Annotated in this window: 38 protein-coding genes; 22 read left to right on the forward strand and 16 right to left on the reverse strand. The window is 67.1% G+C overall.

From position 1 onward, the window contains the following. Nucleotides 1-50: 50 nt before the first annotated feature. The 16 genes from C8P69_RS02675 to C8P69_RS02740 all read right to left on the reverse strand — a co-directional run bounded on the left by C8P69_RS02675 (nt 51) and on the right by C8P69_RS02740 (nt 8,916). Complete coding sequence (locus C8P69_RS02675; protein ID WP_108174305.1) at nt 51-518, reverse strand: ASCH domain-containing protein; 468 nt, start codon at nt 516-518, stop codon at nt 51-53. Next, a complete protein-coding gene (locus C8P69_RS02680; protein ID WP_108174306.1) occupies nt 515-1,183 on the reverse strand; it encodes a hypothetical protein in 669 nt (222 codons plus the stop codon). The genes C8P69_RS02675 and C8P69_RS02680 overlap by 4 nt, the downstream gene beginning before the upstream one ends. After that, the gene (locus C8P69_RS02685) at nt 1,180-1,503 is read right to left on the reverse strand and encodes a hypothetical protein (RefSeq protein ID WP_108174307.1); all 324 of its coding nucleotides are present in this window, start codon (nt 1,501-1,503) and stop codon (nt 1,180-1,182) included. Before C8P69_RS02685 ends, C8P69_RS02680 begins: the two co-directional genes overlap by 4 nt. Beyond that, nucleotides 1,500-1,802: a hypothetical protein gene (locus C8P69_RS02690; RefSeq protein ID WP_108174308.1), complete on the reverse strand. Its 303-nt coding sequence runs from the start codon at nt 1,800-1,802 to the stop codon at nt 1,500-1,502. The genes C8P69_RS02685 and C8P69_RS02690 overlap by 4 nt, the downstream gene beginning before the upstream one ends. A 10-nt stretch (nt 1,803-1,812) precedes the next feature. Further along, nucleotides 1,813-2,214 (reverse strand): helix-turn-helix domain-containing protein, encoded by a 402-nt coding sequence (locus tag C8P69_RS02695; RefSeq protein ID WP_108174309.1) that lies wholly within the window; start codon nt 2,212-2,214, stop codon nt 1,813-1,815. Beyond that, a complete protein-coding gene (locus C8P69_RS02700; RefSeq protein WP_108174310.1) occupies nt 2,211-2,828 on the reverse strand; it encodes a J domain-containing protein in 618 nt (205 codons plus the stop codon). Before C8P69_RS02700 ends, C8P69_RS02695 begins: the two co-directional genes overlap by 4 nt. Next, nucleotides 2,825-3,439, reverse strand: coding sequence for a hypothetical protein (locus C8P69_RS02705; RefSeq protein ID WP_146167268.1), 615 nt, complete (start codon nt 3,437-3,439; stop codon nt 2,825-2,827). Before C8P69_RS02705 ends, C8P69_RS02700 begins: the two co-directional genes overlap by 4 nt. A 2-nt stretch (nt 3,440-3,441) precedes the next feature. Continuing rightward, nucleotides 3,442-3,996 (reverse strand): hypothetical protein, encoded by a 555-nt coding sequence (locus tag C8P69_RS02710; RefSeq protein WP_108174571.1) that lies wholly within the window; start codon nt 3,994-3,996, stop codon nt 3,442-3,444. 112 nt (nt 3,997-4,108) lie between these two features. Further along, complete coding sequence (locus tag C8P69_RS02715) at nt 4,109-5,827, reverse strand: SNF2-related protein (protein ID WP_108174312.1); 1,719 nt, start codon at nt 5,825-5,827, stop codon at nt 4,109-4,111. Next, nucleotides 5,818-6,183, reverse strand: a complete 366-nt coding sequence (locus C8P69_RS02720; protein WP_108174313.1) for a hypothetical protein — start codon at nt 6,181-6,183, stop codon at nt 5,818-5,820. The genes C8P69_RS02715 and C8P69_RS02720 overlap by 10 nt, the downstream gene beginning before the upstream one ends. Then, entirely contained in the window at nt 6,180-7,217 is a 1,038-nt protein-coding gene (locus tag C8P69_RS02725) for a hypothetical protein (protein WP_108174314.1), read from the reverse strand. Before C8P69_RS02725 ends, C8P69_RS02720 begins: the two co-directional genes overlap by 4 nt. Further along, nucleotides 7,217-7,582 carry a DUF2312 domain-containing protein gene (locus C8P69_RS02730; RefSeq protein ID WP_108174315.1) on the reverse strand — a complete coding sequence of 122 codons (366 nt, stop codon included), beginning with the start codon at nt 7,580-7,582 and terminating at the stop codon, nt 7,217-7,219. Before C8P69_RS02730 ends, C8P69_RS02725 begins: the two co-directional genes overlap by 1 nt. A gap of 109 nt (nt 7,583-7,691) precedes the next feature. Next, nucleotides 7,692-7,949: a hypothetical protein gene (locus C8P69_RS02735; protein ID WP_108174316.1), complete on the reverse strand. Its 258-nt coding sequence runs from the start codon at nt 7,947-7,949 to the stop codon at nt 7,692-7,694. Further along, nucleotides 7,946-8,158 carry a hypothetical protein gene (locus C8P69_RS23400; protein ID WP_146167269.1) on the reverse strand — a complete coding sequence of 71 codons (213 nt, stop codon included), beginning with the start codon at nt 8,156-8,158 and terminating at the stop codon, nt 7,946-7,948. Before C8P69_RS23400 ends, C8P69_RS02735 begins: the two co-directional genes overlap by 4 nt. Nucleotides 8,159-8,162: 4 nt before the next feature. Further along, nucleotides 8,163-8,303 (reverse strand): hypothetical protein, encoded by a 141-nt coding sequence (locus tag C8P69_RS23720; RefSeq protein WP_170118098.1) that lies wholly within the window; start codon nt 8,301-8,303, stop codon nt 8,163-8,165. A gap of 298 nt (nt 8,304-8,601) precedes the next feature. After that, nucleotides 8,602-8,916: a helix-turn-helix transcriptional regulator gene (locus C8P69_RS02740; protein WP_108174317.1), complete on the reverse strand. Its 315-nt coding sequence runs from the start codon at nt 8,914-8,916 to the stop codon at nt 8,602-8,604. 161 nt (nt 8,917-9,077) lie between these two features. Between C8P69_RS02740 and C8P69_RS02745 the strand changes: the two genes are divergently transcribed. The 22 genes from C8P69_RS02745 (at nt 9,078) to C8P69_RS02845 (ending at nt 24,209) form a co-directional block, all read left to right on the forward strand. Further along, the gene (locus tag C8P69_RS02745; RefSeq protein WP_108174318.1) at nt 9,078-9,275 is read left to right on the forward strand and encodes a hypothetical protein; all 198 of its coding nucleotides are present in this window, start codon (nt 9,078-9,080) and stop codon (nt 9,273-9,275) included. 81 nt (nt 9,276-9,356) lie between these two features. Then, nucleotides 9,357-9,989 (forward strand): helix-turn-helix domain-containing protein, encoded by a 633-nt coding sequence (locus C8P69_RS23405; RefSeq protein WP_146167270.1) that lies wholly within the window; start codon nt 9,357-9,359, stop codon nt 9,987-9,989. Continuing rightward, nucleotides 9,986-10,582 (forward strand): MT-A70 family methyltransferase, encoded by a 597-nt coding sequence (locus tag C8P69_RS02755; protein WP_108174320.1) that lies wholly within the window; start codon nt 9,986-9,988, stop codon nt 10,580-10,582. The genes C8P69_RS23405 and C8P69_RS02755 overlap by 4 nt, the downstream gene beginning before the upstream one ends. Then, nucleotides 10,579-10,863, forward strand: coding sequence for a hypothetical protein (locus C8P69_RS02760; RefSeq protein WP_108174321.1), 285 nt, complete (start codon nt 10,579-10,581; stop codon nt 10,861-10,863). Before C8P69_RS02755 ends, C8P69_RS02760 begins: the two co-directional genes overlap by 4 nt. A gap of 4 nt (nt 10,864-10,867) precedes the next feature. Next, nucleotides 10,868-11,785, forward strand: a complete 918-nt coding sequence (locus C8P69_RS02765) for a phosphohydrolase (protein WP_108174322.1) — start codon at nt 10,868-10,870, stop codon at nt 11,783-11,785. Between the two features lie 7 nt (nt 11,786-11,792). Beyond that, complete coding sequence (locus tag C8P69_RS02770) at nt 11,793-12,464, forward strand: hypothetical protein (RefSeq protein ID WP_108174323.1); 672 nt, start codon at nt 11,793-11,795, stop codon at nt 12,462-12,464. 16 nt (nt 12,465-12,480) lie between these two features. Further along, nucleotides 12,481-13,035: a hypothetical protein gene (locus C8P69_RS02775; RefSeq protein WP_146167271.1), complete on the forward strand. Its 555-nt coding sequence runs from the start codon at nt 12,481-12,483 to the stop codon at nt 13,033-13,035. 14 nt (nt 13,036-13,049) lie between these two features. Continuing rightward, the gene (locus tag C8P69_RS02780) at nt 13,050-13,346 is read left to right on the forward strand and encodes a hypothetical protein (protein ID WP_108174325.1); all 297 of its coding nucleotides are present in this window, start codon (nt 13,050-13,052) and stop codon (nt 13,344-13,346) included. Between the two features lie 12 nt (nt 13,347-13,358). Continuing rightward, nucleotides 13,359-13,628, forward strand: a complete 270-nt coding sequence (locus C8P69_RS23410; protein WP_146167272.1) for a hypothetical protein — start codon at nt 13,359-13,361, stop codon at nt 13,626-13,628. Further along, complete coding sequence (locus C8P69_RS02785) at nt 13,628-14,323, forward strand: terminase small subunit (protein WP_108174326.1); 696 nt, start codon at nt 13,628-13,630, stop codon at nt 14,321-14,323. Before C8P69_RS23410 ends, C8P69_RS02785 begins: the two co-directional genes overlap by 1 nt. A 16-nt stretch (nt 14,324-14,339) precedes the next feature. Next, nucleotides 14,340-15,908: a hypothetical protein gene (locus C8P69_RS02790; protein ID WP_108174327.1), complete on the forward strand. Its 1,569-nt coding sequence runs from the start codon at nt 14,340-14,342 to the stop codon at nt 15,906-15,908. A gap of 96 nt (nt 15,909-16,004) precedes the next feature. Next, complete coding sequence (locus C8P69_RS02795) at nt 16,005-16,445, forward strand: hypothetical protein (RefSeq protein ID WP_146167273.1); 441 nt, start codon at nt 16,005-16,007, stop codon at nt 16,443-16,445. Beyond that, complete coding sequence (locus tag C8P69_RS02800) at nt 16,438-18,657, forward strand: portal protein (protein WP_108174329.1); 2,220 nt, start codon at nt 16,438-16,440, stop codon at nt 18,655-18,657. The genes C8P69_RS02795 and C8P69_RS02800 overlap by 8 nt, the downstream gene beginning before the upstream one ends. After that, the gene (locus tag C8P69_RS02805; RefSeq protein WP_108174330.1) at nt 18,650-19,540 is read left to right on the forward strand and encodes a hypothetical protein; all 891 of its coding nucleotides are present in this window, start codon (nt 18,650-18,652) and stop codon (nt 19,538-19,540) included. Before C8P69_RS02800 ends, C8P69_RS02805 begins: the two co-directional genes overlap by 8 nt. A 19-nt stretch (nt 19,541-19,559) precedes the next feature. Further along, nucleotides 19,560-19,799: a carbon storage regulator gene (locus C8P69_RS02810; RefSeq protein ID WP_146167274.1), complete on the forward strand. Its 240-nt coding sequence runs from the start codon at nt 19,560-19,562 to the stop codon at nt 19,797-19,799. A gap of 66 nt (nt 19,800-19,865) precedes the next feature. Continuing rightward, nucleotides 19,866-20,966: a N4-gp56 family major capsid protein gene (locus tag C8P69_RS02815; RefSeq protein WP_108174332.1), complete on the forward strand. Its 1,101-nt coding sequence runs from the start codon at nt 19,866-19,868 to the stop codon at nt 20,964-20,966. Between the two features lie 87 nt (nt 20,967-21,053). Next, nucleotides 21,054-21,518 (forward strand): hypothetical protein, encoded by a 465-nt coding sequence (locus tag C8P69_RS02820; RefSeq protein ID WP_108174333.1) that lies wholly within the window; start codon nt 21,054-21,056, stop codon nt 21,516-21,518. Between the two features lie 65 nt (nt 21,519-21,583). Then, nucleotides 21,584-22,120 (forward strand): hypothetical protein, encoded by a 537-nt coding sequence (locus C8P69_RS23415; RefSeq protein ID WP_146167275.1) that lies wholly within the window; start codon nt 21,584-21,586, stop codon nt 22,118-22,120. Between the two features lie 3 nt (nt 22,121-22,123). Beyond that, a complete protein-coding gene (locus C8P69_RS02830; protein WP_108174334.1) occupies nt 22,124-22,825 on the forward strand; it encodes a phage adaptor protein in 702 nt (233 codons plus the stop codon). Beyond that, on the forward strand, nt 22,822-23,448 hold the full coding sequence (locus C8P69_RS02835) for a hypothetical protein (RefSeq protein ID WP_108174335.1): 627 nt from the start codon (nt 22,822-22,824) through the stop codon (nt 23,446-23,448). Before C8P69_RS02830 ends, C8P69_RS02835 begins: the two co-directional genes overlap by 4 nt. Nucleotides 23,449-23,485: 37 nt before the next feature. After that, a complete protein-coding gene (locus C8P69_RS02840; protein ID WP_108174336.1) occupies nt 23,486-23,791 on the forward strand; it encodes a hypothetical protein in 306 nt (101 codons plus the stop codon). Between the two features lie 154 nt (nt 23,792-23,945). Next, nucleotides 23,946-24,209: a hypothetical protein gene (locus tag C8P69_RS02845; protein ID WP_108174337.1), complete on the forward strand. Its 264-nt coding sequence runs from the start codon at nt 23,946-23,948 to the stop codon at nt 24,207-24,209. The last annotated feature ends 117 nt before the right edge of the window (nt 24,210-24,326 follow it).

The following is a 24,326-nucleotide window of genomic DNA, read 5'->3' on the forward strand; positions in this document are numbered from 1 at the left end:
GCCGATGGCGCCGGCGATCATGATGATGAAGACGGTGAAGGCGCGGCCGGTCATGGATCCTCCACCTGTAGATCCCAAAAGCCTTGGGCGCCGCGCATCGGCCATGGCGGCTCGAATTGCCTGATGTCGGTGAGCGGCCACGCCCAATTCGCGTGGCCGTGACGGTCGGAATCGTTGACCGGGCCGCCGAATTCAGCGGCGACGTCGTGACCGCTCCGCGGGCGGCCGAGAACAGCTGTCCCGAGCACGCACGAAACCGGCAGCATGTCTGGCCGCTGGTGCCACCGTTCCAGTAGAGGCAGCGCTTCCGGTTTGAGGCACGTCGACCAGGCGTTCGCGCTCCGCAGCCTGACGATCAGGTCTTGGATCTCGGCCTTCCGCACGGGCCGCTTGCCGGCATGGATGCCGATCCGCTTGCCCTGCAGCGAGACAGGGGCGATCCAGCCGCGAAACTCGTAGGGCTTAGCGCCGGCCATGATGAGCGTCGCCCATGGCTGCCATATGGTCAGAACCTTCATGGCGTGTGCCTCTTGAAGGTGACGGCGATCACCCACGGGTTGTTCGCCCAGGCGCAGCCGGGCCGCTTGCCGTTGATCTCGTCCCAAAGGTGACGGAACCGCACGAGGGGCGAGGCACCGAGCGGCGGCTTCCCAGCCTGTGTTGCCGGCCCGACCGCGGGGAGATCGATGGTCAGGGCACCCTCATCGATGGCGTCGACCTCGAGCATGTCCTGCAGCCGCTCGACCCGCACAGCGGTCACCTCGAGCGTGATGCGGGAGGCCCAGCGCGGCATGTGGATGGAGGGCTTGGCGGGCCCGAAGCCAGGGACACGCTCGCTCGGCCCCAGCCGCTCATTGTCCGCGCAGTAGGCGACGCGGTTGGGCCCATAGTGCGCGGCCTCTCGCACCCACAGGCGGTCGCCGGGCTGGAACGGCACTGCCGTGCCAAATTCCCCGTCGTCGTCATAGACGCCGAAAATGGGCTCGCCCTCGCATTCGTCGCCATGACGGTCAACGGCGACCGGGCGATAGATCTCCGGTCCGATGAGACGCGAGACGCCCACCGGCGGCTGCGGCTTCAACACCCGCCGCGTCTGCGTCTTACGGCCGTCGAGGATGGCGCGGACCATCGGGCCGGAGAACAGGATCGGCCGCTCACGGAACAGGTTGAGCGGCGCGGTCATGGCTCGCCTCCGAACAGGTCCGGCGGCTCGATGGCGCAGACCGGCACACCGTCCTTGATGTCCGTATAGACGCCATCGAGGTTCGCGATGCTGTGCCCAGCGCCGGCGACAGCTCGCAGCGCGGATTGCGCGAGTTCGACCCGCCGCTCCGCCTCGATCTTTTCGGCCAGCGCCAATGCCAAGGCGAAGCCGGGACCTGTCGGCCCCCTCTTCGCTTGCTCTCGCAGCTCCTGCACGATGTCAGCGGCGCCGTAGAGCCGCCAGACAACGCCTTGCTGCTTCGGCGTGAGCGGAACGATGATGCGTTCGGGCTTGCTCATTGCGTCAGCCTCCCGATCCAATCGCGGCCCAGGTAGCGCTCGACATAGATCAGCGCCTCGTGGCGCCGGCCGATGGCCAGCTCGTCTCGCGCGCGCGTCAGGTCCGGATAACCGCCGGCGCTCGCCGCGGGCTGTGCATTGCCCGCCGGCCGGTTCAGGAGGGCGACGGCGCCGCCCTCCGTCAGGATCCCGCGGTCGATGAGCTCCTGCAGCAGTTGCTCATCGCTGAATTCGTCCAGATCAACCTCGACGGTGGTGTAAACGTCGGCCGAGGTGCTTCGCCGCTTCCAATCGGTCATCCCCGCCCCCTCACGCTGCGGTGAGGTTGGCGGCCGGCCCGTGGGCCGACAGCTGCGCGACGTTGAGCACCAGCGGGGCCAGCCCCTTGGCCTCGACCTCCGGCCAGACGGCCGCCATGGCGGCGCCGTGGCGGGTGGCCATCATGTTCGCCATGGTCTTTGCCTCGTCGGTCGGGGCGACGGCATCGTCCGGCAGGCCTTCGAAGAAGAAGGCGACGGGCAGACCAAGGACGCGCGCGATCTCGACCAGGCGCGAGCACGAGATCCGGTTCGAGCCCTTCTCGTATTTCTGCACCTGCTGGAAGGTGATGCCGAGCGCCTCGCCCAGCTTCTCCTGGCTCATGCCGAGCCGCATGCGTCCGGCGCGGACGCGGGTGCCGACATAGCAGTCCACGGGATGACCGATCTTCATGGGGACGTTCCTTCGATGTCGCGCACGGCCGCGTCCCGCGCGAGGTTGAGTTCGGCCATCAGCTCCTGCGAGCCGCCGCGGTCGGGATGGCGCTTCTTCGCCAGACCCCGGTAGGCATCGTTGACGGTCGCGACCGTGGCCGTGCGAGGCACGCCAAGGATCTCCGACCAGTGTTTCGGGGGAGGCAGGGCGACGAACCCGGCGAAGATCTCGCCCAGGTCGGCAACGCCGAGCCGCTCGATCTTGCGCGACGCCTCGATGTGGGCGGCCAGCGCGGCGATGTTGTCGGCGACGGTGCTATAGGTGTCGCAGGGCAGGCAGTGCGGCTTGCCCTTCACCATGAAATAGAGAGCGACGCCGGGATCCTTCGGCTCCGCCTGGCCGGAGCGCGGCAGGCCGTCGAGCCGCAGTTCGACATTGGTGGACAGCACGATGGACTTGGCGCCGAGCCGATCCAATTCCCGCTGCAGCCGGTCGCGTGCCGCCGCGACCGTTAGCGCCTTCGTCTCGATGTAGCGGCCGTTGTTCACCTTCGTGTTGAAAGTGGCATTCCGCCGATGGGCGGTGCGCGGCCGGTGTTGTGGCCATGCCAGGGGAAAAGCCGAGACGGTCATGCTGCCTCCGTGGGCGCGTGCAGCGATGGTTCCGGAGTTGCCGGGGACGAGGGGGCCACCTGATCCCCGGCGTGCGAGTTGGCTCCGGATTGACGAGCGGAAAGGCGAGGCCGCTCCTCCTCGATCCCCACCGGCGCGGCGGGAGATCCAGCGGCGGCAGGCGTGACCGCCTCCGCAATGAAGAGATCGGCGGCAGCGGCCGTGGCGCGGCGGCGGGCACGGATCCCGGCGGCCCGGTGTCGGGCGTCGTAGCGGTTGTGGCAGCGCTGGCACCAATGGCGCAGGCGCGTCAGGTCGCGAGTTTCGAGATCGTCGTGATCGAGATGCGCGACGGTGAGCACGATCCGGATGATCCGCAGCGGCTCCCGGCGATCGCCGTCGCTGCACCAGCTATAGGTGCCGGGCGCCGGCCACGTCAGGCGCAGGCCGTCGTCTCCGGTCGGATCGGCGGGCAGCCAGCGCCCGTTCGGCAGCCGGCCGCCCAAGGAGCCATTCCGCACGCCGCACGATGGTTCCTCGCACCGATTGCCCGAGCGAGCCCGGATCGCTGGCACGATCACCGTCTTCCAGTCGGCCGGGTATCTTCTCCGGTTCTCGGGGCGGATCGGCATGGTCAGCCGCCCTCCAACCAGCGAAGGTCGCAGTCCTGCCAGCGCAGGAGGTGCACCTTGGCGTGCCCGACAATCCGGTCCCCGGGCTTGGGCACATAGCCGGGCACGTAGTGCGACACGTACTCGGGCCCCATGATGGCGAATTGGACCTGATGCCGTTGCACCCGACGGATCCGCAGCGAGCCGTCGGCGATGTCGCGGCGGAGCGACGGGCAGTGCTCGACGCACCGCGCCGCGCATTCCCGGTGCAGCAGCGGCTCGACCTGCAGGATATCGCCGGCCTTGGCCGCGTTCATCCGGGGCGCCGCATGGGAGAGCGACACCTTGGTGCGATTCCGCAGGCTTCGGCCGCAGAGATCGCAGAGATCGTGGGCGATTGCCTCCCGCTGGCGCTGGGAGTGCGGCGCGCCGAATTTCGGCTTGCCGGATCCCGGCGCGACCGCCTGGCAGATGGCAAGGCGCCCGCCGACATGCGCGCACGGGCCGACATGGAAACGCTCCTCGCCGGTCCATGAGACGGTGAACGGAACAGGCGTCTTGCCGAAGGTCAGCATCATGCTGGCCACCGCTTGATCAGCGCCAAGACCAGAAGGCCCAGCGGCACGACGACGAAGAGGAAGATGAGCACGCGGGCGAAGTCGCGGCCGCGCGGGTTTTCGGGGTCATAGCTCACTCGGCTGCCTCCCGTTCGAAAGCGTCGAGCTGCCGTTGCTGGTGCTTGTTGAGGTAGCGGCGTGCCAGGGCCACCATGTTCGAGGTGTCCGTCTTCACCTCCTCCACGCCGAGGTGCGGATCGTTGACGCCTCGCGCCTCGCTGGCCTTGATGCCCAGCCGAGAGATGATGACGGGATCGGAGCCGTCTTCGCTGACAAGGAAATGCGCCGTCACAGGCCGCGACTGGCCTTCGCGGTCGAGACGCCAGATCAGCTGCTGGTGCACGCCGGGCGACCAGTCCAACTCGCCGATGACGATGTCGCTGAACCGGTGCTGGAGCCCGTCCAGGCCCGCGCCCGACCGCAGGCTGATGATGACGAGGTTGGTATTGCCGCGGATAGCTGCCTGCTTCGCCCGCTCCTTGCCAGCGGCGGATTCGGTGCCCGTGTAGAGCACCGGATTGAAGTCCGAGAGTTCCTTGAGCCAGATGCTATAGACCTCGCGGTGCCAACCAGCGAGAAGCACGGGCTGATCGTTTTCCAGCAAAAGGCGGACATAGCCGGCCACGCTGCGCGCCTTGGAAAGGCCGGTGGCCTGCCGCAGGCGCCAATCAAGTTCGCGCGCTGCCTCACCGCGCTCGGTGAACGAGCCCTCAAGGACCCGCAAGGCCAGCTGGCGGGCCACCGCCTCGACCGCGTCGATGTCAGCCTGATTGTGCTCGACGGTCTGCACGATGCGATTGACCGGCGGCATCTGCTGGCCGACGTCCTCCTTCGTGCGACGGAGATAGACGTGCTGGTCGCGCAGATAGGTGCCGAGCGCCTTTGGATCCTTGAGGTGCTTCCCGTCAGCCAGCCATTCGCGGAAGAAGTCACCCCACGAGCCCAGCACCGCCTCATCGATGTAGCGGAGGATGGTGAATATCTCGGACCCATAGCCGTAGATTGGGCTGCCGGTCAGGCCGAGCCGGATCTGCGCATTCTTCGCGAGCACGAGTCCCGCGACCCCCATGTGGGATTCCGTGCCGGTTCGCAGCTTCTGGATCTCATCGAAGATGACGAGCCGCAGCCGCAGCTTCTCGAACACGTTAGTCCAGCCGGCCAGCTGGCTGTAACGCCAGATGTAAACGTCTGCAGGGGGCAGTTTCTCGCGGTCTGGCCGCGTCCCCTTGACCATGTAGGTTTTGAGAGTGGTGAAGGCTTCCAGCTTCTCGGCCCATTGCCGCTGCAGGTGAGCCTCCACCACGATGGCGGCGGGCAGGACGCCGGGCTGCAGACAGGCAAGCCCGCCCACATAGGTCTTACCAAGCCCGCCGACATCGCCGAGGAGGAGCGCCTGGCGCGCCATGAGCAACTGCACGGCTTGATGCTGATAGGTCCGCGCGACCTGACCTTCGCGCAGCCCGGGCGTCACCGCCGGCGGCTGCCAGTCGGGCAGAAGGATAGCTTCGCGCGCCGCGACGTCGCGCTCGAACAACTCCCGACGCTCACCGAGGTAGGACAGATGTTCCGCGCTGATCCGCATGGCGTAACGCGAGGTGAACCACTCGATGTCGGCGGAGGTGACGGGATCGTTGGGCAGGCGGTAGGGCGGCCGCGCTGTCTTAGGGATCCGCGGAAACAGCTGCTTCAAACGGATGCTCACATGCGGCTCGACATCCTCCATGACCCATTCGCGGTCGGTGAGGCGAAGAGAGCCCACAGGGCGGCCCGGAGCGGTGACGGTCAGAGCCATGCGGCACCAAGCGAGAAGACGGTCAGCGGCTTGCCGCCAATGGTCGCGGGAAGGTCCACAGCGACGTTGGTGATGAGGACGAGCGCCTTGACGTCCGCGTGCTCGGCGTAGCGGGCCAGCTGGCGGCCGATAGCCGCCTTCGCGCCGCCGACCTTCACCTCAACCGCGACCTCGCCGAACGCAAAGAAGTCCGGAATGTCTCGGGCCGACAGTCGGTGCTCACGAAGGAAAGGCACACCTTTTCGCTCGAACACGTCAGCGATGGCAGACTGCGTCGCCTTCTCGGTACCAATGACCACGCGCATGCCGGCCAGGGCGGCGCCGACAGCGTGGTGCGGAGGAAGAGGGACCGTCATGCCGCGTGCTCCGCCTCGGCATGGCGCGCAGCCTCGACCCGGAACACCGCACCGTCGGGCCCATGGGCCTCGAGGTTGTGCGGAACGCGCCTCACCTCGGCCTCGGCCTCGGCCCGGGTGTAGAGCCCGGCCGTGGATCGATCGGTGGTGTAGCCGGCGCAGCCGGTCCGGTACCAGGCATCGTTCTTGCGCGACCAGATCCGCCACACGGCGGTGCCCTCGCAGATCAGCCGGTGCAGGATCTCGGCGCGGCGATAGCGATGGTTCGCCACCGCCTTGCGGTGCTCGGCTTCAAGCCGCTCGCGGGCAAGGCGGGCGTTCCGCTTCTCGCGGGGATCCGCCGGCGCCTTCGCATAGAGCTGGAAACAGCCGGGGTAGTGCAGATCACTGCCGGCGACCATGAACCAGACGTTGTTGATGCGGTAGAAGGCTTGGCCGCGGATCCACCGGCCGGAGCGGTCGCGCATCCAGACCGTCTGGCCATGCTCGAGGAGCGCGCCGTCGGCACTCGTCCGGTTCCGATCATCGGTGCAGACCGGGCGGCCAATGGCCTTATCCTTGTGCCAGCTCGTCCGATACTCCCTCGCGATGGTGTCCATCGGGGGCAGCGGTTTCCGCGGCGGCTCGGCACCGGTCACCGGCGCGATGGTGCGGAGCCAGGCGGCGATGTGCCGCCGCTCCAAGAGGAAGCGGAGCCGATCGAGATAGGTCATGCGCTGCAGCTTGTCGAAGTCGTAGCGGTGGCCGTTGGAGTGAACCAGCGGCCATGTCTCCGCCCACACCTCCACAGTGATGGAGCGCCCGGCGAGCTGGATCGAGCACCGAAGGTCGCCCTTTCGGCCGAGCCGATGGTTCGGCGACAGGCAGGCATAGTGCCGCCGCGTGTGGGGATCCTGCCCGATGGTCCAGCCGCGCGCCCGCATCAAGCGGATCAGGCCGCCATAAACCTCATCGCGGAACGACGGATCGTGCGCGCTGGCCTGCCAGATCCCGATGTGGGTGTCGTGCATCCGCAGTTCGATGGGCGCCCGCATCAGATCATCCCCAGCGCTTGTTGGTAGAGCTCGACCAGGGCCTCGAATTGCTCCCGCGTGTCGCGGTCGACCTTGCGCAGGGCGAGAAGTTTGCGGAGCACCTTCACGTCGAAGCCGTTAGCCTTGGCCTCGCCGAAGATCTCCTTGATGTCGGTGATGACCGCCTTGCGCTCGTCATCGAGACGCTCGATGCGCTCGATGATCGCTTTCAGCTGGCCGGAGGCGATCTCTTCGTAGCGCCTCTTGCCGATCTCGACCTCGGTGAAGGCCTCGACCTGCCGCGGATCGTGGATGCGGACCACAACGGACACCGCGGGATCCGCCGGCGAGCCGCCGGTGATCTTCTTCTTCGCGGCCCGGCTCATGGCTGACCCTGCGTAACAGTGGCCACATCGGCGAACCACGTCGGCGCGAAACAGGACATGACGCTGCCTGCAACCGCGCTCATATCTTTGCGGGTTGTGCGGGCCCGGCTCACGCGTCGACCCCTGCAGGCTGGATCCCGTAGAACCGGGCGATGGCACGCAGCAGGCGGCGGCCCTTCTCCGTCGTGGTGACGACGGTGATGATGGCGGCGTTGTCACCGGCCGCGGTGATGCAGGCGGAGTCCTCCCCCAGGGGGATGATGTCGGACAGCCCGTCGCTGCGCTCACGCGGGCGCCGCGGCTCCGTCCCCAGCGCAGCAACCAGAGTATTTAGACGTGCGGATTTCGTTGAATGCGTCCCGATCATAAATCACCGGTGGTTTCTGTTTGTTTCAGAACGAGACGTTCAGCGTCATCGATCGCGGCCTCGATGGTCTTGCGATCGAAGCCGCGCGCCATCAGCAGGGCGGCTGTCCGCCGTGCCCTGACGTCATCTGGCGTCAGCACGAGAGCGAAGGCCGCAGCGAACGGTGAAAGCGGCGCTTGATCAGCCGCAATTCTCGGAAGATCCGACATGGCGTCACCGCAGGAGAGTGACGCAGGTTGCGGTGCTGGCATGCCGTTCGCAGGTGGCCCGCGCATCGCCGGCGAACCAGACAAGCGCGGCAAGCCAGGCGGCGGAGGAGAACAGAATGGCGGCAAAGACAGTCGTTCGAGGCATCGGCGCATCCCCCATGGACGAAGGGGAGAGTGCACTCTAACGTGTGTTGCGTCAACTACTGTGTGCGTATATTGGGTTGATGCAAGCGTAGGGCGGGCGACACCCCGAGGGGGCGCGCCTTCTCAAGTGCGTGAAAAGGGAGTTGCGATGATGGGAGACGGCGGAAGACAAGTGCACCAGGCACCGCCAGCGACAACGCTGCAGGCGGAAGCCGACCGGTTCCGGCGCGACGTCGGACGGCTGACCGGCGAGCAGATCCGCGACCTTGCCCGCCGGGTGCGCGCCAATCCTGACGAACTCAGCCCGGCGGCTGCATCGACTTCATGACCGCGGCTAGGCCGGCCCGCTGTTCGGGGGTCAGCTTCGCATACTCGCGCAGCAGCTCGGTGTGGGCCGAGAAATCCTCGTCCCCGCCGTAGATCATCCACATCGGATTCGCGCCGAGCACGTCACACAGCTGGATGAAGGCCTCGAGCCCAGGCTCCTTCCCCTCGGTGAGCAGCGACCGGACATAATTGCGGCTACGTCCCGCTGCTAGCGAGATGTCCTGCATGCTCCGGCCGCTCTCTTCGATTTTCGCGCGCAGACGATCGCGCCACGTCAGCTGTGACATGCGGAGCACAATAAAACGTGCACAACCCTCTGTCACCTCGCAAATCCACGCACCGTTGACGCGCACACTACGGTGTGTTTCTCATCGTGTGCATGGATGCCGCGAACGACACCAGATCCCGACTGCTAGCCAAGATCGAAGCCTTCCTCGCCAGAACGGGGATGGGCGCGTCCCACCTCGGCCAGCGGGCGGAGGCGGGTTCTGACCTCGTCAAGAAGCTGCGGGCAGGGGGCGACTGCACCACCCGCACCGCCGACAAGGTCAATGCCTTCATCGACGCCTGGCCGAACGTCCCGCCCTACAAGCGCCGTGTCGCCTCCGAGCGCCGCAGATCGCAGTCCAACGCCGCACGACCATAGCAGGGCGGCCAGAAGGCCGCAGGGGAGGGGATGATGCGCGCACAGGCTGAACGCGCCGACAGCCGGTCCGTGACAATCACAATGCCCGAGACGGTTTACACCCGGCTCGTAGAGCAGGCCCGAAAGTTCGGGCGGACGCCGGCGGCACGGGCCACCGAGCTGTTCATGGCTGCCTATGCCGCCCATCATGGCCCCACCGGCATGAAGGAGATGGACGAGGCCGTCGAGCGGCTGAACGCCGCGTCGAAGGCCAGCACGGGCCGCCCCGCCGTGGTCGCCGCGGAAATCCCGTTGCCACCGGTCCCGCTGTTGCCGGCCAGTCCACCACCAGATCCCCGGGCGGAACCGCGAGGGGAGCCGCCGCCGAGCCCGCCACCCCGTCCGCCAACGCAGTTCGAGGCCGCAGTCGCAGCCCTGACCCCTCGTGCTCTCGCCCTTCGGAAGCGTTATGGGCTGACGCCGTCGGAAGCCTGCCTTCTCGACGCGATGGTCGGCGGCCGTTGCCTGTCCCCCTTCGTGGTCCATGTGGACCTGCCCGCGGCTCTCCGCCCCAGCACCGAGGCGGCGTTCCGCGTCGCGATGGCGCGGCTGCGCAAGAAGGTGCCGCTGTCCTTTGACGAGCTGCAGAACGTCCCCAACGTCGGCTATCGCCTGTCGCCGCCGACCCGCGACCGCTTCATTGCCGAAACCGCCCCCGCGGATGCGGCGCCATGACCGGCTTCTTCTTCGATCCCCTGCCCAGGCGCCACTACCGCGTCGTGATGATCGATCCGCCCTGGAAGTGGAGCGGCGGCACCAAGAACCGCCCCCAGCATTACCAGCGGATGACCCTCGATGAGGTGAAGGCCTTGCCGGTGCGGGATCTGCTGCATCCCGATGGTGGCCGCGTCTTCCTGTGGCTCACCGGTCCGCTGCTGATCCGCTCGGCCGAGATCTCCAAGGCGTGGCGTCTCCGCTACTCGACCGTGATCGCGTGGTCGAAGGTCTGGCCGAAGGATGCCGGGAGCCTCTGGCTCTACCGGGACTCGCTCGCTCGAGGGAACGGGTTGGAGGCCGTCGGGAACACCGAATACCTCCTGATCCTGAAATCCGGCCGGCCGCAGTCGCTGAACCGCAAGCCGTTCCCGAACCCGGTCATCACCGTCCGGCGGCAGCATTCCCGCAAGCCGGATGAGATCTACGCCGACATCGAGGAGCGCCTGGAAGGCCCTCGCGTCGACGTCTTCTCGCGGGAGCGGCGCCCCGGCTGGGACAATTGGGGCAACGAGGCCCGCAAGTTCAATGAACCGGCGGAGGCAGCGGCATGACCCCGCGCGTCACCGACCATGCGGTGCTGCAGTTCCTCGCCCGTGTGCACGGGTTCGACGTCGATGGTTGCCGCCAGCGGATCGAGGAGATCTGCGCCAAGGCGGTGAGGGCAGGTGCCTCCGGCGTCACGCATGAGGGGCACCACTTCGTCATCAAGGGCGACGCCGTCATCACGGTGCTGCCGCGCGGCGCCCGCCCCGAGCACGGCGACCGCGCCCTCATCCGCAGGCCGGAACGCCCGCGGCCGATCTCCCAGCTCCTCGCCGATGAAATGGATTGAGCCCATGGCCGCATGGAAGCCCGATGTCTGCCTCTATCACTTCCCCTGCGACGATGGTTTCGCCGCGGCGTGGGTGGTCCGCCAGCGCTGGCCGGACTGCCGCCTTGAGCCGACCAACTACGGGCTGCCGCTGCCCGACGGGCTCGCCGGCAAGAATGTCCTGATGGTCGACTTCTCACTGAAACGGGACGCCATGCTCGAATTGGCGCGCTACGCCCGGTCCGTCGTCGTGCTCGACCATCACGCGTCCGCCCAGGATGAGCTGCGCGACTTCACCGTGGGCTGGACCCCGATCCATCCCGACGCGCCGGAATTCACCGGCTGGCAGGTCATGCTGGATGATCCGCGCACGGATCCGACGCATCGCGTCCTTGCGCACTTCGATATGAGCCAGTCCGGCGCCCAGCTGGCGTGGGGCTTCATCCGGCCATTTCTGCCGCCCCCGCTCATCGTCAACTTCGTCGCCGACCGGGATCTGTGGCGCTTCGCCATCCCTAACTCGCGCAAGTTCTCCCTCTTCCTGCGCTCGCACCCCTACGACTTCGACGTCTGGACGGACATCGCCGACCGGCTGAACGCCGATCTCACCGGCGATGGTGTGCTTGCCGAGGCCGCGGCGATCGAGCGCTACCATGATGCCCGCATCGCCGAGCTGGTGCCGACGGCCACGCTGCAGCGCATCGGCGAATGGGCTGGCGTGCCCGTGGCGCATGCGCCCTACACCTTCGCCAGCGATCTCGGGCACGCGCTCCTCAAGGCCCATCCTGACGCGCCGTTCGCGGCCGTGGTGGTCGATGCCTATGGAGCCCGCACCTTCTCGCTGCGCTCCGAGAACAGCCGCGAGGACGTCAGCAAGGTTGCCCGTGCCTTCGGCGGCGGTGGCCACCGCAACGCCGCGGGCTTCCGCGTCCCGGTGGTGTGAGGCGCGCATGTCGATGATCGCGACAGCGGTGAAACACATGCTGGCGGCCGGGATGCCGGCCGAGGCCATCGTGGCTGCCGTCGCCGAAATGGAGGCGGCGCTGGCGACCGGCCGCTCGAAGCATGCCGAGGCGCAGGCCCGCTACCGGGAGCGCAAGGCATCACAGGTGATCACGCGTGATCACGCTGATCACAATGATCCCGGTGATCAGCCCCCCCACCCCCCGGAGACAAGGGTTTCCCCCGTACCCCCTTCCCAAACTCACACCCCCCGTTCGGGCCCTAAAGGGCCCTCACTGCCCCCCAGCGAGCGCGTGCTTGATGGCGCGCGCGAGGTCGCCGTTCGCAAGGCGATCGTCGCGGCCTTCGACGCCGTCGGGAAGTTGCCGCCGTCGATGCACCTCGTCGCCGCCTGGCTGGCCCGCGGCTACTCGCCGGAGCTGATCGAGGACGTCGTCTGCACCGGGATCCGCAACGGGCGGGCCGACAACCTCGCCTATTTCGAGAAGGTTCTGCCGGATGCCTTTGCCCAGGTCACGGCAAGACCAAGACCACCTCCCGATCCTTCGGAGCCCGCCACTGTCACCGTCCTGAACACGAGAAAACGCCATGACCAGCAACCTTCCATCATCGACATCGGCCGCCACATCGCTGACAACCCACCACCGGGCTACACCTGACCCCCGAGCCCTTGCGGTGTTGATCGCCGAGGCCGATCGCCCGCTCTCCGGGCCGCTCTCGCATCTGCCCGGCATCGAGACGTGCCGACGGCTGATCGAGGCGGTGCAGGACACGCTCGCCGGCCAGACGCCCTGGCACGATGGTGCCGCGATGGCGACCCGGATCATGGCATGCACCAAGGCTCGCCCGACCGAAGCCGCAGACACCGGCCTGATCGTCGCGGAGATCGCCAAGGCCCTGTGCAGCTATCCGCCCGCGGTCGCCAGCCATGCGACCGAGCACATCATCGCTACCTTCCCCTTCCGGCCGACGCCGGCGGAGATCCACACCGCCGCCAAGGCCCGCGCGCAGGATCTCCGGATCGCCGCGGCCGTCGCCGAGCGCGTCATCAAGGCCCGCGAGCACCGCAGCGAGCAGCGGCGCCTCGCCCAGGCGGAGGCCGAGGAGGATGCCCGCGCCATCGCCGAGGGCAGGGAGACAGCGGCCCAGCGCCGCGCCCGCGTCGCCGCCGAGGCCCGCGGCGTAATAGACAAGATCCGCGCCGCCCCCGACAACCACCATCAGGCCTGACGGGCGATGGTCCCATGGGAAAGGCGACCATCCCGCCACCGCCGCCGGATCCACTGCTGTGGAAGACGCGGATCCGCGATCTTGAGCGCGAGCTGGATCTGCCGACGGTCCCCGGCATCGAGGATCTCGATGATGATGGGGCATTCGCGCTGCCGCCGCGGCGACCGCCGGATGAGGACCGCGTCCTTGTCGACGTCTTCACCGTGGGCGCCGTTGTCGGCGCCGCTGGCATCGCCGCTGCCGCCTGGTGGCTGGTCGACACGTTCTTTCCGCTGGCACCGGGCGCCTTCCTCGGCGGTGCCGGCTTCTGACCGGATCAATCCATGGCTCGCCTGATCTCAAGAGACGTTCCGCCGCCGCGGCGAACCGCCCATGACATTCAAGGGCAGCCGCTGATTATGGATCAGCGCGTCTATGCGTTCAGTGGTGTCCGCGTCGATGCCGCACCAGAACCCCGCCAAGGCAATCTCTTCGCATCCGTGAGCCCCGCGGGTGAGAGTGCGCCGCCGCCAGCCGTGGTCGATCTCGACGCCGGCGAGTATAAGGACATCACCGATGGTCGCAGCGCCGGCGATCCCCCCGGAGGGACGTGATGCCGAAGCGCAGGACGCCGACGCCGCCACCGCAGCTGCTTGACGATAACTCCGCGGTCGAAGGCCTGACCTATCGCGAGGAGCTGTTCGCCCACCTCTACGTGGAGACGGCCAACGCGTCCGAGGCCTACCGCCGCGCCGGTGGCATGGCGAAGCGCCCCGATCAGGCCGCCTCGCAGATGATGGCCAAGCCCCATGTCGCCAAGCGGATCTCCGAGCTTCGCACCCGCCGGCTCGCCGCCATCGAGTTCAATGCCACGGAGGTGCTGTCCCGCCTCATCGCCCAGGTGCGTGCCGATCTCTCCGATATCTTCGATGGTCACGGTGCCGTGAAACCGATCCACGAATGGCCCGACGTCTGGCGCACTGGCCTCATCGCCGGAATCGAGGTGGTCGAAGAGTTCGATGACAGCGGCGATGAGCGCGTCCACATCGGCTACATCAAGAAGGTGAAGGTCGCCGACCGGGTGAAGATCCTCGAGCTCGCCGGCCGGCACGTCGACATCAACGCGTGGAAGGCCACGCTGCGAGATCTCGACGTCTCCGACACCCTGCGGGCTATGCTGGAACACTTCTCCCGCGACACGTGGGTGAACGCCCCGACCGGAGAGACGGGCGCGCCGAAGGCCCCGAGCGCCGCGGCGCCGGCATCACCGTCGCCGGCCCCCGGAATGTCCATCCTCGACGGACGCTGACCGGGGAGGGCATGCCATGAGCGATCCCTTCGCCACGCTGTTTCCCTCCATCGAGGCGATCTCGCCGGCGGATCTCGTCGCGGCAATGCAGAACCGATGGTGGAGGCTCACCAACCTCTACTGGATCCAGAACAAGGATGGCGTCGCGGTCCGCTTCAACCCCAACGAGGCGCAGCGCAAGTTCCTGTTGGAAATGTGGTACCGCAACGTGGTGCCGAAGGCCCGTCAACGCGGGTTCTCGACCCTCATCCAGATCCTGATGCTCGATACCTGCCTGTTCAAGCCGGGCACGATGTCGGCCGTCATCGCCCAGGACGAGGACACCGCGAAGCAGATCCGGAACACCAAGATCAAGTTCGCATGGGAGCGGCTGCCGGCCTTCGTGAAGGAAATGGTCCCGCTCACCACCGACAACATCACCGAGCTGGTGTGGGCGAACGGTTCCACCATGCTCCTCGCCACGTCCGTCCGCGGCGGCACCGTCCACTTCCTCCATATCTCCGAGCTCGGCAAGATCGTGCAGGCCTCGCCCCTCAAGGTGGAGGAGATCCAGCAGGGCTCCATCCCCGCGGTGCCGCCAACCGGCATCCTCGTGATCGAGAGCACGGTCGAAGGGCCGCACGGCCTGTTCGCCGACTTCTGCCGCACCGCCCAGGCGAACGCTGACGCCAAGCGCGAGCTGACCCCGCTCGACTTCAAGCTGCACTTCGCCTCGTGGTGGGACGCCCCGGAATATCGGCTCGACCCGCGCCTGCAGGTGATCTCTCCGCAGATGAACGCCTATTTCGAGCGCGTCGAGGCGAAGATCGGCCGGCCGATCGATCCGTGGTCGCGCGCCTGGTACGCCAAGACGCTCGAATCCACCTTCTCCGGTGGCCAGGACAAGATGAAGCGGCAGTACCCCTCGTTCCTCGAAGAGGCGTTCGAGGTGTCGGCCGATGGTCTGTGGTTGTCCGAACCCATGGCGCGGGCACGCCGTGACGGCCGCATCGGGAAGGTGCCGCTCCTGCCCGGCTATCCGGTCAACACCTTTTGGGACATCGGCACCGACGATGCGACGTCCATCTGGCTGCATCAGCGCGTCAACATGATGGACAACTTCGTCGGCTACATCGAGGGCAGCGGCGAGCCGCCCAGCTACTATGTGCGCGGGCTGGAAGACATCAGGGCCCAGCGGCATTTCGTATGGGGCAAGCACTTCCTGCCGCACGATGGTTCTGCCCGCCGCATCAATGCCGAGGTGCTGAAAACCTACGCCGACATGATCCGCGATCTCGGTTTCAGCAATGTCGAGATCGTGCCGCGCACCACCGATCTCAACGCCGCCATCGATGGCATGCGCGAGGAGTTCACCCGGTACCAGTTCGATGAAGAGGCCTGCGCGGAGGGCATCAAGCACCTCGACGGCTTCTCGAAGGCCTGGAATGCGACGCAAGGCGTCTGGACCGGCGGCATCATGAAGAACGGCCACCAGCATGCCGCCGACGCCCTGCGCCAGAAGAGCCAGGCGGAGCAGGCCGGGCTCATCAACACCGGACCGTCGGCACCGAGGCCGCGGCGACGTGCCTCGGCGATGGCCGCCTGACGCACACGATCGGGGGCAACTCGGCCGCGGCCAATTGTCGTAACAGGGGAAATCGCCTAGCCAAGGCTATTCGGAGCACTCATCAGAGGGCGTGCCTTGGCCGAGGTTGATATCTCCCGGTGGCACTTCCGCCGCCCGCACGGCATGTTCATGGCCATCGGGACGTGGTGCCAGCACGGTATCGGCGAGTGGCGCCGCTGCCTCGTCATCATGCGGCGCGGATCCTTCGGCAGCGACGATCTGCGGATCTTCGTCGTGCATGATGACGTCGACCTGCCGACCTATGCCGTGGATCTCGCCGGCATGGGCGACAAGCAGCTGGCATGGACGCTTGCCGGCAAGGCCTGTGAGCAGCTCGACATCGAGGACAACGCCGCCAACCGCGTCGCGATCCTCACCATCATCAACGACAATATGTACGAGCTCGTGATGATGCCCCCCGCGCCGAAGCGCGACCAAGTCGTGTTCGGGGACGTCGTCATGAAGGAGAGGGAGTCGGGCCGCATCATCGAAAGAGAGATGCGAACCGATGTTTGACCTTCAGGCAACGGACGGAAGCGTTCGCCGCAAAGAATACGTCTCTCCGATCGCCCCAGGCGGCGAGGCCATCAAGGATCCGCCCGCCTCGCTCCTCGATGGTGATGCCGCGATCGAGCTGCACGGCCGCCTTCTCGACCACTATCTGCGCGAGATCGACCGCCAGGCGGAGAACCGCCGCGAAATGGCGACGGACGAGGATTTCTACGACAACGAGCAGTGGAGCGACGACGACAAGGCGATCCTCGAAGCCCGCGGCCAGAAGGCCCTCGTCTATAACGTCACCGCGACCACGATCGATTGGGTGCTCGGCACCGAGCGGCGCGCCCGCTCCGACTTCAAGGTGCTGCCGCGCCGCAAGAAGGACGCCAAGCCCGCCGAGCGGAAAAGCGAGCTTCTGAAATACCTCTCGGACTGCAACGACAGCCCGTTCCATTGGTCCCGCGCCTTCGCCGATGCGGTCAAGGTCGGCTGCGGCTGGATCGAGGACGCCATCCAAGACGGCACCGAGAACGAGCCCATCGTCACCCGCTACTGCAACTGGCGCGAGATGCTCGGCGACAGTTCGGCGAGCGAAATGGACTACAGCGATGGCCGCTACATTTTCCGGTCCAAATGGGTGGACGTCGATGTGGCCTGCGCGATCTTCAAGAACCGCAAGGAGATCATCGAGTCGTCCGTCGATAACGTCGACCAGTTCGTGGAGCTAAGCCTCTACGGCGATGGTCCGATGGATCAGAAGGAGATGGATCTCGACCGCGTCACCACCGGGCGCCGGAGCGACAACGCCATCGGCGGCTATCACCGCCGCCGCGTCCGGCTCATCGAGTGCTGGTACCGCGCCCCGGCCGAGGTGCCGAAGATCTCCAAGGGCATGTTCGCCGGCGAGATCTACGACCCGCGCTCCCCTGGCCATCAGGAAGAGATTGCCGCCGGGGAAAGCGAGGTGGTGACCCGCACCACGATGCGCATGAATTGCGCGATCTTCACGACCTTCGGCATGCTGTGGATGGGCCCGAGCCCGTACCGGCACAATCGGTTCCCCTTCACCCCGGTGTGGGGCTTCCGCCGCGGCCGCAACGGGCTGCCCTACGGCATGATCCGCCGGATCCGCGACATTCAGGAGGACATCAACAAGCGCGCCTCTAAGGCGCTGCATATCCTCTCGACCAACAAGGTCATCATGGACGAGGGCGCCGTCGATGACATCGCCGCGTTCGAGGAAGAGATCGCCCGCCCCGATGCCGTCATCGTCAAGAAGGCGGGCAAGAACATCGACATCAACGCCGATCGCGACCTGTCGCAGTGGCACCTCGAGCTGATGAGCCGCTCGATCGCGATGGTTCAGCAGTCGTCCGGCGTGACCGACGAGCTGATGGGGCGCGGCACCAATGCCACGTCCGGCATTGCCATCCAGAGCCGGCAGGATCAGGGCCAGATGGCCACCTCCGGCCTGTTCGACAATCTGCGCTACGCCAAGCAGAAATCCGGCGAGAAGCAGTGCAGCCTCCTCGAACAGTTCATGACGGAGCGCAAGGCGTTCCGGATCACGGACAAGCGCGGCAACCCGCAATACATCGAGGTCAATGACGAGCTGCCGGAAAACGACATCACCCGTTCGAAGGCCGACTTCACCATCACCGAGGCCGACTGGCGCGCCACGATCCGCCAGGCGCAGGCTGACGAGCTGTTCTCGCTCCTCGCCAAGCTGGCGCCCGGCGCGCCGCAGCTGGTGATGGTGGTGCTCGATCTCCTCATCGAGAGCATGGACATTCCGAACCGCGAGGAGATCGTGAAGCGGATCCGGCAGGCCACCGGCATGTCGGACCCCGATCAGGAAGAGCCGACGCCCGACGAAATGGCCCGCAAGCAGCTGCAGATGCAGCAGCAGCAGTTCACGATCCAGATGGCCCTCTCCGAGCTGAAGAAGAAGGAGGCCGAGATCCGGAAGCTCATCGCACAAGCGGCCGAGATCGAGGCCAAGGCCACCAACACCAAGGTGCAGAGCCAGCGCGTCGCCATGGATGCCGCCGGCGCCGCCGTGGCCCAGCCCGGCATCACACATGTCGCCGACCACATTCTCGGCGAGAGCGGGTTCAAGTCCGTCACCGACCAGAAGAACGAAGCGCAGGAGGCGATGGCCATGGCCCAAGCCGCCCAAGCGCAAGCAGCGCCGCAACCCCAACCACCGCAGGGAGCCGTGAATGTCTAAGTTCACCAAGGACGAGATCGACCAGCTGACCGACGAGGAGCGCGAGGGCCTCGCCGAGCTGGAGGCCGAGGAGCGCGCCGAGAACGGCGAGGATGATGCCGAGGCCGACGCCGAAGGCGGCGGCGATGCCGATGCCGGCGCGGGATCCGACGCTGCAGCTGCCGAGGCCGCCGCGGCGAAGCCCGCCGCTGGCGACCCGCCGCCGGCGGAGCAGTCCAAGGACACCGCGGCTCCGCCGGCGGCCGCGCCGTTCCCGATCTATGAGATGCCCGCCGATTATGAGCGGCGGATCTCCACGCTCGAACAGCAGCGCACCGAGCTTGCCCGGCAGTTCGATGATGGCGATCTCACCGGCGCCGAGTTCCAGTCCAAGCTGTCGGCGCTGAATCGCGAGGAGACCGATCTGCGCGAGGCCAAGCTGCGCGCCGAGATCTCCTACGACACGCAGCTCGAAGGCTGGAAGCAGACGGCCACCGCCTTCATCCAAGCCAATCCGCAGTACGAGCCTGGCTCGCTCCTCTTCAAGATGCTGGATGAGGCGGTGCGCGGCCTGCAGAACAACTCCGAGCGGCCGTTCGACCCCGCCATCCTTCACCAGGCGCACCAGCAGGTGCAGGCCGAGCTAACCCGGTTCACCGGAGCGCCCCAGCAGGCCGCGGGTGCCCAGCCCGCGAAGGGCGCCCCGGCCGGCAAGACGCTTCCGCCGCCGCCGGCCATTCCTCCCTCGCTGGCCACGATCCCGGCCGCGGCGCTGGAAGACACCGGCCAGGGCAGCGAGTTCGCCCACCTCGACCGTCTCCTGCAGACGGATCCGCTGAAATACGAGCAGGCGCTGGCCAAGCTCACCGACGAGCAGCGCGAGCGCTACGAGCAGGGCGCGTAGGGCGCAGGGGAGGGGGCTGGTGCTGATACTGACATTGGAGCCCAACGAAGGTGTCCGGATCGGCGATGGTCCGGACACCGGCGCCGCCATCAAGGTGCTGGATCGGTCCGGCCGCAAGGTCCGGCTCGCCATCCTGACCCGGCTGCGCGTCGAGCGGGATTTCTTCGGGATCCACCCGCCCGCCTTCGCGCCCGGTCTATCCGGCGTTCGCCCGCGCCTCGGTGCGGATAACGACGCCCTCAATTGCGCGGCCGGCTGATTGCAGCTAAAAAGGCCAAGCGAACACAGAGCGTAGGACGCGCTCCTGACAACAGGAGCCGCGTCCATGGCTGGACCCACGAATATCCCTGTCGGTGACCCGAAGGCCGCCAAGCGGTGGTCTGGTACCCTTTTCCTCGAAGTCCTCCGCAAAGCGTACTTTGAACGCAAGTTCATCGGCGAGAGCCAGAACAGCCTCGTGCAGAAGCTGACCGATCTGGAATCGGCGGCCGGCGACACGATCTCGTTCGACGTCTCGGTGCAGCTGCGCGGCACGCCGACCTATGGCGATGATCGCGTCGAGGGCAAGGCGGAGAACCTGCGCTTCTTCACCGACACGATCAGCATCGACCAGATGCGCAAGACCGTGTCGTCTGGCGGTCGCATGACCCGCAAGCGCACGACCCACAATCTGCGCTCGATCGCCAAGGATCGCCTCTCCGACTATTGGGCGAAGTACCACGACGAGGCGATGTTCATCTACCTCTCGGGTGCCCGCGGCATCAACGAGGACTATTTCGAGCCGGCGTCGTGGGTTGGCTATGCCAACAACCCCATCCAGGCGCCCGACTCGGCCCACCTCATGTACGGCGGCACGGCCACGGCCAAGGCCAACGTCACCACGGCCTCCACGATGTCGCGTGTCGTCATCGAGCGCGCCGCGGTGAAGGCGCAGATGATGCGCGCGGTGGACCCGACCAAGGCCAACATGATGCCGGTCATGATCAACGGCGAGTCGCACTACGTCTGCCTCATGTCTCCCTTCCAGGAGCATGACCTGCGGCAGGAGAGCGGCGTCACCGGCTGGCTTGAGGTGCAGAAGGCCGCCGCCCAGGCGGAGGGGCGCAACAACCCCATCTTCAAGGGCGGCCTCGGGATGATCAAGAACGTCGTCCTCCACGCCCACGAGTCGGTGATCCGCTTCAACGACTACGGCTCCGGCGCCAACCTCGCCGCCGCCCGCGCGCTCTTCCTCGGGCGTCAGGCCGGCGTCATTGCCTACGGTTCGAACAACGGCATGCGTTCCTTCTGGAACGAGGAGCCGAAGGACCACGGCAATGAGATGGAGGTCATGGCCGGCTTCATCGTCGGCCAGAAGAAGACCCGCTTCAACGGCGCGGACTTCGGCGTTCTCTCCATCGACACCTACGCGGCCAACCCGGGCTGATCGCCCGGGATCCAGTGACGCATCAGAGCCCGGCTATCGAGCCGGGCTCGCATCCTCCCTCCCATCATCTTCGCCGAGGAGCCGTCCATGGCCATCTTTCAGAGCGACCACGTCAAGGGCATCAAGGATGTCCCGTATCCCGCCGTTGCCGGCATGGTGTGCGCTGCACGCTTCGCCATGAGCGTTCCGGCCAACTTCGCCCTCAACGACATTTTCGAGCTGGCGGTGATCCCCGCCGGGTGCCGTGTGGTCGATATCGTCGCCTTCGACTGCGATGATCTCGACAGCAACGGCACGCCGACGCTGTCGCTCGATGTCGGCATCATGTCGGGCGAGGCCGGCGATCCGAACCAGTCCCGCACCTGCGGCGCCGAGTTCGTAGCCGGCGCCACCATCGGTCGCACCGGTGGCGTCGTGGAGCCGTCGATCGTCACGGCCTTCCGCACCGGCCGCGCGAACATCCAGCGTGCCATCGGCGTGAAGGTGGCCGCTGCGGCGGCTACGCCGCAGGCCGGCACCATCGGCCTGACCGTCCTGTACGCGGCCGAGTAAGCCCGCGTTCAACCCGCCGCCGGCCTAGCGCCGGCGGCTCCCCTCTCTCAAGGACACGCGCCGCTATGTCTCTCATCGAATGCACCCTCGGGGCCGCCACGCAGCACGTGAACGGCACCACCTATGACTTCTCGCGCGACCAGCACGGCCGCTATGTCGCCAGGGTCCTGAACCTTCTCGATCGCTCGCTATTCCTCGCGGTGACCCACTATCGCGAGGTGCCGGAGGTTCCGGAGGAGCCGAAGCCGAAGCGCGCCCGCGCCGCCACGACTGGCGAGCAGCAGCAGGGCGGCACCGGCGAGCAGCAGCCCCAGGGCGGCGCCGGCGCCACCGGCGAGCAGCAGCAGGGCGGCACCGGCGGGCAGCAGCCCCAGGGCGGCGCCGGCGCCACCGGCGAGCAGCAGCAGGGCGGCACCGGCGGGCAGCAGCCCCAGGGCGGCGCCGGCGGGCAGCAGCCCCAGGGCGGCGCCGGCGCCACCGGCGAGCAGCAAGGTGCCCCCAGCACGCCCGAAAGCGAGCACGGCGAGGCCAACGCCACCCCGCCCGCGACGAAGCCCAAGGGCCGCGGCGGTCGCAAGCCCAAGGCGAACCCCGAGGCCTGATCCATGCTGTCCGGCGTGCAGATCCTCACCCGCGCCGGTGTCCTCCTGCAGGACGAGGACCACACGCGCTGGCCGCTGCCCGAGCTTGTCGAGTGGGTGAACGAGGCGGTTGACGCCATCCTCCTCGCCAAGCCGTCGGCGAAATCGATGACCATTGCCATCCCGATGGTCGAAGGCACGCTGCAGAAGGTGCCGACATCGGGATCTCCGACCCCGCTGCGCCTGATCGGCGTGACGCGCAACGTGACGGTGAGCGGTCAGACGCGCATCGGCGGCCGGGCGATCCGGCCGGTGATCCGCTCTCTCCTCGACACCTCCGAACCGGACTGGCACGACCCCAAGCGCGTACCGTTCCGCAAGGAGGTGCGGCAGTTCATCTTTGACGAGGAAAACCCCCTCGAATTCTACGTGTACCCGGGCAACACCGGTACCGGCGTGATCGAGGGCGTCGTCTCCTATCGCCCGCCGCTCCTGACCCCAAGCGCCGCACCCGATGACGTCGCGAGCTATGGCGGCGACGTCGGCCTCGACCAGATCTACTCGGGCGCCGTGGTCGACTATGTCGTCTATCGCGCCCAGCAGAAGGACGACTTCGCCGCCAATCAGGGCCGCGCCGCGATCCACTACCAGAATTTCGCGACCGCCATCGGCCTCAAGATCCAGGTCGAAGCCGCCACCAGTCCGAACCGGGATCGTAAGCGATGATCGAGCTCGAGGAGCTTCTGCCCGACGTGCTCGTGCATGTGCCGGCCTGCCCGGAGCCGCTGGCGATCCGATATTTGCGCGAAGCCGCGATGCAGCTCTGCGAGGCAAGCCTGTCGTGGCGCGAATCCGAGACGCTCAAGGTCACCACCCCGGAATGCGAGGCGGTGATGACGACGCAGGATGCGCAGATCATCCGCATCGAAGCCGCCTATCTCGACCAGCGCCCGCTCGAAGCCGTCGATGTCGCCTGGCTGGACGACAACCAGCCGGGCTGGGAGTTCCGCTACACCGACAATGACGGCATGGCCCGCTACATCGTGCAGAAGGCGTGGAACACGGTCGCGGTGGTGCCCCGCCAGCCCGGTGACCTGTCGGTGCGCCTCATCCTCAAGCCGTCCCGCGACGCCCTCACCATCCCCGAGGCGATCGCCGATCGCTGGCATGACGCGCTCGCCGGCGCCGCCGCGGCCAAGGTGCTCCTCACCAACAACCTTGAGATCGCCAATCCCCAGCTGGGAGCGGCGCTGTGGGGGAAGTGGGAGCAGCAGATCGATTCGATCCGCGTCAAAGAACAGATGACGCAGCTGCGGACCAAGGCCCGCACCAAGCCCAGCTATTTCTGACCCGCGCCGGCGGATCCGGCAAAGCAGGAGAGCCAGCATGAAGACCACGCGCTACGCCCGTTTCTGCCTCATCGGCGCTGCCATCAGCCTTGTCGTCGCCGTCGGGCTCGCCGCCCTCGTGATCGCGCCCGGCGTCTATGAGCACTATCCGCAGATGCTGCGCGACGTGCTGCCGATCCTGCCGGCGCCCTTCCACATCATGCTCGGCGCCCTGGCTGTCGCCACGGTCACCGCCGCCACCGCCTTCGTGCTGTCCTCGCTCGCCGCCAGGTCGACCCGGTTTCGTCGCTTCCTCGACGTGTGGTGGGACCGCCGACACTTTCACCGCCGCTCGCTCGCGTGAGGCGGAATGATCTTCGGCCGCGAATGGCCGGAGGCGCGGTAAAGCCCCTTGCTTGACCACGCAGCCCTTCTTGGGCGTTTCCTCCCTAGACTTCGGGCCGCTTGGTGACAGGCGGCCCCTTTTTCATGGGCCGGCCGGGATCTATCATCGCGACATGGATCCACGGACCAAGGCCGACGCCATCGCCGCGGGAAAGACGCACCTCCGCCTGCGGTGCGCCTGCAAGACCGTCGATGTGCCGTGGGATCTGTTGCCGGCCTATCCGGACGACGTGCCGCTGCACCTGTTCGCCCGCCGGATGCGGTGCAAGGACCGCTGCAAGGAACCGCCGAAGGTGGTCGGACCCATCGGGCCCGACGACACCGAGCGGGAGCGGCTGGAAATCAGCCGGCGTCCCGTGACAGGGACGGTGGTGTAGGCGGCAGGCCGTGGCTGGTAAAACGCAAGGGATCAGCCCCGATGCGGGCGGTGACAGCGCCCGCATTGCGACCACCGGACCGAAAAGCTATGGTGCCGCCTGCAGCGTAGGACGCGC

It is taken from the genome of Phreatobacter oligotrophus, assembly GCF_003046185.1.
In the GTDB taxonomy this organism is placed as follows: Bacteria; Pseudomonadota; Alphaproteobacteria; order Rhizobiales; family Phreatobacteraceae; genus Phreatobacter; species Phreatobacter oligotrophus.

Coding starts and splice junctions, on each gene's coding strand:
- C8P69_RS02830 (WP_108174334.1), top strand. CDS start 22,124: ATGCTGTCCGGCGTGCAGATCCTCACCCGCGCCGGTGTCCTCCTGCAG.
- C8P69_RS02770 (WP_108174323.1), top strand. CDS start 11,793: ATGTCGATGATCGCGACAGCGGTGAAACACATGCTGGCGGCCGGGATG.
- C8P69_RS02685 (WP_108174307.1), bottom strand. CDS start 1,503: ATGAGCAAGCCCGAACGCATCATCGTTCCGCTCACGCCGAAGCAGCAA.
- C8P69_RS02815 (WP_108174332.1), top strand. CDS start 19,866: ATGGCTGGACCCACGAATATCCCTGTCGGTGACCCGAAGGCCGCCAAG.
- C8P69_RS23720 (WP_170118098.1), bottom strand. CDS start 8,303: ATGCCTCGAACGACTGTCTTTGCCGCCATTCTGTTCTCCTCCGCCGCC.
- C8P69_RS02710 (WP_108174571.1), bottom strand. CDS start 3,996: ATGATGCTGACCTTCGGCAAGACGCCTGTTCCGTTCACCGTCTCATGG.
- C8P69_RS02800 (WP_108174329.1), top strand. CDS start 16,438: ATGTTTGACCTTCAGGCAACGGACGGAAGCGTTCGCCGCAAAGAATAC.
- C8P69_RS02765 (WP_108174322.1), top strand. CDS start 10,868: ATGGCCGCATGGAAGCCCGATGTCTGCCTCTATCACTTCCCCTGCGAC.
- C8P69_RS02790 (WP_108174327.1), top strand. CDS start 14,340: ATGAGCGATCCCTTCGCCACGCTGTTTCCCTCCATCGAGGCGATCTCG.
- C8P69_RS02675 (WP_108174305.1), bottom strand. CDS start 518: ATGAAGGTTCTGACCATATGGCAGCCATGGGCGACGCTCATCATGGCC.
- C8P69_RS23400 (WP_146167269.1), bottom strand. CDS start 8,158: ATGTCGGATCTTCCGAGAATTGCGGCTGATCAAGCGCCGCTTTCACCG.
- C8P69_RS02760 (WP_108174321.1), top strand. CDS start 10,579: ATGACCCCGCGCGTCACCGACCATGCGGTGCTGCAGTTCCTCGCCCGT.
- C8P69_RS02680 (WP_108174306.1), bottom strand. CDS start 1,183: ATGACCGCGCCGCTCAACCTGTTCCGTGAGCGGCCGATCCTGTTCTCC.
- C8P69_RS02785 (WP_108174326.1), top strand. CDS start 13,628: ATGCCGAAGCGCAGGACGCCGACGCCGCCACCGCAGCTGCTTGACGAT.
- C8P69_RS23415 (WP_146167275.1), top strand. CDS start 21,584: ATGTCTCTCATCGAATGCACCCTCGGGGCCGCCACGCAGCACGTGAAC.
- C8P69_RS02755 (WP_108174320.1), top strand. CDS start 9,986: ATGACCGGCTTCTTCTTCGATCCCCTGCCCAGGCGCCACTACCGCGTC.
- C8P69_RS02695 (WP_108174309.1), bottom strand. CDS start 2,214: ATGAAGATCGGTCATCCCGTGGACTGCTATGTCGGCACCCGCGTCCGC.
- C8P69_RS02845 (WP_108174337.1), top strand. CDS start 23,946: ATGGATCCACGGACCAAGGCCGACGCCATCGCCGCGGGAAAGACGCAC.
- C8P69_RS02835 (WP_108174335.1), top strand. CDS start 22,822: ATGATCGAGCTCGAGGAGCTTCTGCCCGACGTGCTCGTGCATGTGCCG.
- C8P69_RS02690 (WP_108174308.1), bottom strand. CDS start 1,802: ATGACCGATTGGAAGCGGCGAAGCACCTCGGCCGACGTTTACACCACC.
- C8P69_RS02805 (WP_108174330.1), top strand. CDS start 18,650: ATGTCTAAGTTCACCAAGGACGAGATCGACCAGCTGACCGACGAGGAG.
- C8P69_RS02780 (WP_108174325.1), top strand. CDS start 13,050: ATGGGAAAGGCGACCATCCCGCCACCGCCGCCGGATCCACTGCTGTGG.
- C8P69_RS02700 (WP_108174310.1), bottom strand. CDS start 2,828: ATGACCGTCTCGGCTTTTCCCCTGGCATGGCCACAACACCGGCCGCGC.
- C8P69_RS02740 (WP_108174317.1), bottom strand. CDS start 8,916: ATGTCACAGCTGACGTGGCGCGATCGTCTGCGCGCGAAAATCGAAGAG.
- C8P69_RS02820 (WP_108174333.1), top strand. CDS start 21,054: ATGGCCATCTTTCAGAGCGACCACGTCAAGGGCATCAAGGATGTCCCG.
- C8P69_RS23405 (WP_146167270.1), top strand. CDS start 9,357: ATGCCCGAGACGGTTTACACCCGGCTCGTAGAGCAGGCCCGAAAGTTC.
- C8P69_RS23410 (WP_146167272.1), top strand. CDS start 13,359: ATGGCTCGCCTGATCTCAAGAGACGTTCCGCCGCCGCGGCGAACCGCC.
- C8P69_RS02745 (WP_108174318.1), top strand. CDS start 9,078: ATGGGCGCGTCCCACCTCGGCCAGCGGGCGGAGGCGGGTTCTGACCTC.
- C8P69_RS02720 (WP_108174313.1), bottom strand. CDS start 6,183: ATGACGGTCCCTCTTCCTCCGCACCACGCTGTCGGCGCCGCCCTGGCC.
- C8P69_RS02705 (WP_146167268.1), bottom strand. CDS start 3,439: ATGCCGATCCGCCCCGAGAACCGGAGAAGATACCCGGCCGACTGGAAG.
- C8P69_RS02840 (WP_108174336.1), top strand. CDS start 23,486: ATGAAGACCACGCGCTACGCCCGTTTCTGCCTCATCGGCGCTGCCATC.
- C8P69_RS02715 (WP_108174312.1), bottom strand. CDS start 5,827: ATGGCTCTGACCGTCACCGCTCCGGGCCGCCCTGTGGGCTCTCTTCGC.
- C8P69_RS02730 (WP_108174315.1), bottom strand. CDS start 7,582: ATGAGCCGGGCCGCGAAGAAGAAGATCACCGGCGGCTCGCCGGCGGAT.
- C8P69_RS02725 (WP_108174314.1), bottom strand. CDS start 7,217: ATGCGGGCGCCCATCGAACTGCGGATGCACGACACCCACATCGGGATC.
- C8P69_RS02735 (WP_108174316.1), bottom strand. CDS start 7,949: ATGATCGGGACGCATTCAACGAAATCCGCACGTCTAAATACTCTGGTT.